The 5,404-nt window shown below is 31.8% G+C and carries 5 protein-coding genes and 1 pseudogene; 2 read left to right on the top strand and 4 right to left on the bottom strand.

What is annotated here, in order from left to right; all coding sequences use genetic code 11:
• Positions 1–179: 179 nt before the first annotated feature.
• Positions 180–1,217 (bottom strand): M42 family metallopeptidase, encoded by a 1,038-nt coding sequence (locus tag CN514_RS14585; protein WP_098233217.1) that lies wholly within the window; start codon positions 1,215–1,217, stop codon positions 180–182.
• Positions 1,218–1,387: 170 nt separating this feature from the next.
• Here CN514_RS14585 and CN514_RS14580 point away from each other — a divergent pair, with 170 nt between their 5' ends.
• Positions 1,388–1,945 carry a hypothetical protein gene (locus CN514_RS14580; protein WP_098233216.1) on the top strand — a complete coding sequence of 186 codons (558 nt, stop codon included), beginning with the start codon at positions 1,388–1,390 and terminating at the stop codon, positions 1,943–1,945.
• Positions 1,946–2,072: 127 nt separating this feature from the next.
• Here the strand turns inward: CN514_RS14580 and CN514_RS14575 are convergent, their stop codons facing one another.
• The 3 genes and pseudogenes from CN514_RS14575 to CN514_RS14560 form a co-directional block, all read right to left on the bottom strand.
• The gene (locus CN514_RS14575; protein ID WP_098233215.1) at positions 2,073–2,543 is read right to left on the bottom strand and encodes a UPF0158 family protein; all 471 of its coding nucleotides are present in this window, start codon (positions 2,541–2,543) and stop codon (positions 2,073–2,075) included.
• Positions 2,544–2,717: 174 nt separating this feature from the next.
• Positions 2,718–3,412: pseudogene (locus tag CN514_RS26545) on the bottom strand (GerAB/ArcD/ProY family transporter).
• Between the two features lie 44 nt (positions 3,413–3,456).
• Positions 3,457–3,711, bottom strand: coding sequence for a GerAB/ArcD/ProY family transporter (locus tag CN514_RS14560; protein WP_098233212.1), 255 nt, complete (start codon positions 3,709–3,711; stop codon positions 3,457–3,459).
• Between the two features lie 308 nt (positions 3,712–4,019).
• Between CN514_RS14560 and CN514_RS14555 the strand changes: the two genes are divergently transcribed.
• On the top strand, positions 4,020–5,216 hold the full coding sequence (locus CN514_RS14555) for an FAD-dependent monooxygenase (RefSeq protein WP_098233211.1): 1,197 nt from the start codon (positions 4,020–4,022) through the stop codon (positions 5,214–5,216).
• The last annotated feature ends 188 nt before the right edge of the window (positions 5,217–5,404 follow it).

Here is a 5,404-nt window from a genome sequence, read left to right as displayed (position 1 = left end):
TTACCCATACCAGTTAAGGTATTTTGACCTAAAACTTGTACAATAGCAGCTCCTTTCTATTGGAAAACTATCAAATATGCTCTATAGAATAAAAATTTGCTAATTTTCTATCAAAATACATCATACTAGAGTTTCATTACCAAAAAAGGGGAGTCCCTTGGACAGCCCCTTTTACATTACTACTTTGTTAAATATAAGTACAATAATTTCATCGTATTTTCCATCGCACTATAATGCGTTCTTTCCATACCATGAGAAGCATGAACACCTGGTCCAATTAACGCGCCGCGAATATCTTGTCCTCCGCGTAAAGCAGCAACTGTATCCGAACCATACATTGGATAAATATCTACTGCATAGCTAAGTTCATTTTCTTTTGCCAAGTTGACTAAATCAGTCGTCATATTGTAATCATATGGTCCACCAGAGTCTTTTGCACAAATCGAAACATCATATTCAGTACAGCTTAAATCATCTCCAATACAACCCATGTCAACTGAAATTAATTCAGTAATATCAGATGGGATATAAGAAGAGCCATGTCCAACTTCTTCATACGTTGAAATAAATAATTTTGTTGTATATGTAGGTACAATATTTTCTCTTTTAAATAATTCAAGTAAGCCAATTAAACATGCCACACTTGCTTTGTCATCTATAAATCTTGATTTTATAAATCCGCTTTCAGTAATTGTCGTTTTTGGATCAAAGAAAATAAAGTCCCCAGGGCTAATTCTAAGATTTAATACATCCTCTTTTGACTTTACGCATTCATCAATACGTACTTCCATGTTTTCTGGGTCGCGTTTTTTTGTTTTACTGTCTTCGAATACGTGAATTGATGGACTTGTAGATAAAAATGTACCTGTATATATTTTTCCTTCACGCGTTCTAATTTGACAATATTCACTATCAAGAGTTGGTACGATTGGTCCACCAATAATTGTAAATTTTAAAGTACCTTTACTTGTAATTGATCGAACCATTGCCCCTAATGTATCAACATGTGCTGATAATCCGATGACTTGCTCATTGCTTTTACCAGGAATTGTGATCACGCCACAACCTTTATTAGTCGTTTCAAAATCATATCCTAAACTATTTGTCCAAGACCGAATTAACTCCATAATTTCAAAGCAAAAACCACTTGGGCTATTAAACTCTAGTAATTGTTTAGCGGTTTGTAGCACATATTCTTTGTCAATTTTAATATTCATAGCTTTTCCCCTTCGATTTTGAAATTTTCATGCAATTCTCAACGTATTTATCATACATTTATTTGTGTTTGTTATCAATATTTCATAATTATGCCTTAAACGTTTGGCGTATTGCTAATTGATTACTCTCATATAAATGATGTATATCGTATATTAAATGAGGTGGAAATGTGTATTTTTTCAAACCGATTACAGCAGAGGTCCGATTGATTCAACTAAAATTTACTAAACAAAATAAAACCAAGAAATTTATTTTAGCTGCTATTTTTGCTTGTATTGCTGCACTCTTTCAAGCTGCAGGTGGCCTATTACCAGGTATAGGATTATTTTTAAGTCCACTCGCCACTGCACCAATTTTATTATGCTCCATGTTTTCCATTACAGATGGAATAAAGTCCTATTTTCTAACAATTATGTTGTTATTCATCTTACAGCCAACTGAACTGATTGTCTTTCCTTTTACAACTGGATTCATGGGACTTGGCTTAGGCTTGGCTTTTCACTTTTTTAAAAAGAGATTATCGATCATTGCGATTGGAGCATTTCTTTTAATGTTAGGTATAATGAGTCTATTATTTCTTTTCCATTTTCCAGTCTTAGGGCCAGGATTTTCTGATTCTTTTTCAATCAGTACATTTCTAATTATTTTATTATTTTCTTTTTTTTATTGCTGGTTATGGGTTGAAATTACTTTAATTATTTTTAAAAGATTGGCTCTGTTAAAATAATTAATTACATAGAAAACGTAAAAAATCCCTTCAACGAAATCTGAAGGGATTTATTTTATTTTTGATTCGGATTAAGCTGACTATTAGTCAATCACCACAAATCGCTCAACTCTTAATTTTTATATTTCTAATCTATGTACTCGATATCATTATTTTGACACCATGCGATCGCTAATTCTTTATAGCGTTTGTCACGATAACTATACCAATCCATTTCAATATTTAACTCTATAACTGCATCTTTAAATCTTCTTAATGCACCTTTTCCCGCGAGTGTTATTAGTAATATGTTTTGTATTTTCTCATCTTTAACTGTTAAACAAAAGTCTTTCATCATTTTATATTCATCAATTTCATATTTTGAAGGTAATTCTTTATAGTCCTCAAAATTTTCTACAATTTCATTTGCGATTTCTACATTTTCTATCTGCCAATCTTGTAACTCATCATCGATAGGTTTTTCATCTTCAGCATCAATAAGATCATCTTCAGCTACCGAAAAAACTTCACCAGTTCCAATCTTAATAAATGAACGATAACCATCAAATTGCATTTCCATTTCTTCAATAATATCTTTTAACTTTGCTTTATTTTTCATAAAGAATCACCTTCTAATTTTTTATATTAGGTAAATCAGTTGTGATACACAGATAATTATACCTGAGAAATTTAAAAAGTACCTATGCAAATTAACTGACAGTTTATTCAATCATAAGTCTTCAATTGTTTGTTTAGTTTCTTGCATCAAAAAAATGGTAACAGCACCTTTTCTTTATGTGGTACTATTTCCATTTTTTTCTCTAATTTTCATTTGAATCCAACTAATTAAGAGCAATGATAATGGGATAATGATATGTAGTGGTAAATGTAAATAGTAAGGAATCTTTCCAAAACATTCATTACGATGTTCAATATGGTTTGAAGCCATCAGTAACGAACTAATTAATATGATGAAACATATTGGATAAATCAACTGAGAACTTTTTTTCACATTAAAAATATCAGCTGCTCCTGAGACAGCACAAAAAGCATAAATAGATAATTTTATGAAGCCTCCACATACCAATAGAAGAGTTAAAAATGTATCCAATCGTTGGACAAAATTAGCAATATTAATTGTACTTGCGGCTACTAGAATAGGATATTCAGATCTAGTCACTTCAGAAACACCTAAAATTGCTATGCTTTTTATTGTAAAAACTACTAACATTAAACCTGTTCCCAACCATTTTCTAAAACCGGTCTTAAATTATTTATCTGATACACATTAGAAATAAACTCAAAGCCAAAAATTAGTAAAATAAACAAAACTATTACTAAAAAAAGAAATTCTTCTGATCTGGCAAATGTTTCAATCCCTTTGAATAGTCCATAAATCACTGCAAACAACATTAATATACAAATTGATATTAAAGATGAAGCTGTGAACAAAGTCATAGTCAACAGGTCTTCTAAATCCCGTAAAATTCTCCCTGCGATGTAGATAAAAAAAATAATATAAATTATAGCTACTATTTTTCTATTTTTCCAGCATACTTACCTAAAATAAATTGCACGTATTTTGTTAATGGGTATTCTGGAAAAATCTCAAATAATTTTATATGTACAAAAAATACCAAACAGCCTATAAATAGACTAATAATTAAGCTAATCCAAGCGTCTTGTTTAACTTCAGGTGTAATTCCAACTAATGAAGTAGACCCAATTTCAGACAAAAAAATCATACAAAAATATTGATAACCACTAATACTTGTTTTTCGGTTCATGAGATTCCCTCGATTTAATGAAGAATTAAAACTAGTTAAAACATACCTTTATTCTCACCTAAATCCTTCATTTCATTTACCTATTTTTGAAAATAGCAATTTACTTCGATTTATTCCTATTAATTAGTGACACTTGAATTCTTTCCTTCAACAATACAGTTCTTCGTTAAGCTTCTAATTAGATAAACATTCCGCCATTCACTACTAGATCATTATTGAAATTCCACGAAAGTACATAAGTAAAAAAACAGTGAATATATTGTTGTTATGTTGTTTAAATTCTTTAGAATAGGAGTGATTAACTAATTATGAAGCAACCAATGCGTGTTCTTATTTCCGGAGGGAGCATTGCAGGGCCAGCACTTGCTTACTGGCTTCATCGCTATGGTTTCGAGGTGACTGTAGTAGAAAGAGCTCCCGCGTTACGACCAGGAGGATATGCTGTTGATATCCGTGGTGCTGCAATTTCTGTGCTTGAACGAATGGGTATTCTTGATCAAGTTCGTTCATTAGATACCCATATGACTGGAGTTTACTTCGTGAATGATCAAGGTAAAATTAAAGGTAAAATTAGTGAAGCAAGTTTAGGTAATCAGCATGGAATGGATATCGAAATTATGCGTGAGAACCTTAGTAACATTTTATTCGATTTGACCAAGGATAAAGTTACATATATTTGGGGTGATTCAATTTGCTCTATACATGATTCAATTTCAGGGGTAGAAGTTCAATATTCTAATGGGAAACCAGAAACATTCGATCTAATAATAGGGGCTGATGGAATCCATTCCAACGTGCGAACGTTGAAATTTGGTGACGAAGATCAGTTTAAACGTACTCTCGGTTGTTATATCTCAATTTTTGAATTCGAGAATTATCTTAACCTCGACCATTCTCAAATGCTTTATACGGTTCCAGGTAAAACTGTTGGAATGTATAGTGCAAATGATAACAATGAAGCAAAGGGCATGTTACTGTTCCAATCCGATCCTCTTAAGTACGACCGTTATGATATGGAAGAACAAAAAAATCTTATTAAAAATGCTTTCGAAGAACTTAACGGTTGGGAAACACCAAACCTGCTCATACAATTGATTAATGCGTCAGATTTTTATTTTGATGAAATTTGTCAAATTCACATGCCGACCTGGTCAGATGGCCGAATTGCTTTAGTAGGTGATGCGGCTTATTGCCCCTCACCCCTTTCAGGTCAAGGTACTAGCCTAGCCCTTGTCGGTGCATATGTCCTTGCAGGAGAGCTTAAAGCTGCTAACGGTGATTACAACAAGTCCTTTATTTCCTATGAAAAAGAGATGAGAAATTTTGTTGAAAAAAACCAAAAAATAGGGCTATTGACTGCTGGAGGAATGATTGAGAAATCAAACTTCAAAATTTTATTACGCAATGCAATGTTACGATTTCCCATCTTAATGAATGGAATGTTTAAAATGATTACGAAAATGATCGCGAAAGCTGCCAATGATATTGAACTGAAAGATTATTAAACTATTTTATGGATATAAAACATAAGCCTAGTACAATTAAAAGAAACAACGCTCAGATTATATTCTGAGCGTTGCTTAGTTTATAATATCAAAATTTTTCTGAAGTACCCCAAATGAAAATTGCATTAATATTTCTCAAAAATAAGCATATGTAATCTAATTTATATAAAAACAGAACAATTTAATAT

Source organism: Bacillus sp. AFS001701, assembly GCF_002559405.1.
GTDB lineage: Bacteria > Bacillota > Bacilli > Bacillales > Bacillaceae_G > Gottfriedia.
This window is presented reverse-complemented; position numbering and strand designations above follow the sequence as displayed.

What these genes read in the sequence shown, in the direction of transcription:
- CN514_RS14585 (WP_098233217.1), bottom strand. Translation starts at nt 1,217, where the DNA reads ATGAATATTAAAATTGACAAAGAATATGTGCTACAAACCGCTAAACAA.
- CN514_RS14575 (WP_098233215.1), bottom strand. Translation starts at nt 2,543, where the DNA reads ATGAAAAATAAAGCAAAGTTAAAAGATATTATTGAAGAAATGGAAATG.
- CN514_RS14560 (WP_098233212.1), bottom strand. Translation starts at nt 3,711, where the DNA reads ATGAACCGAAAAACAAGTATTAGTGGTTATCAATATTTTTGTATGATT.
- CN514_RS14555 (WP_098233211.1), top strand. Translation starts at nt 4,020, where the DNA reads ATGAAGCAACCAATGCGTGTTCTTATTTCCGGAGGGAGCATTGCAGGG.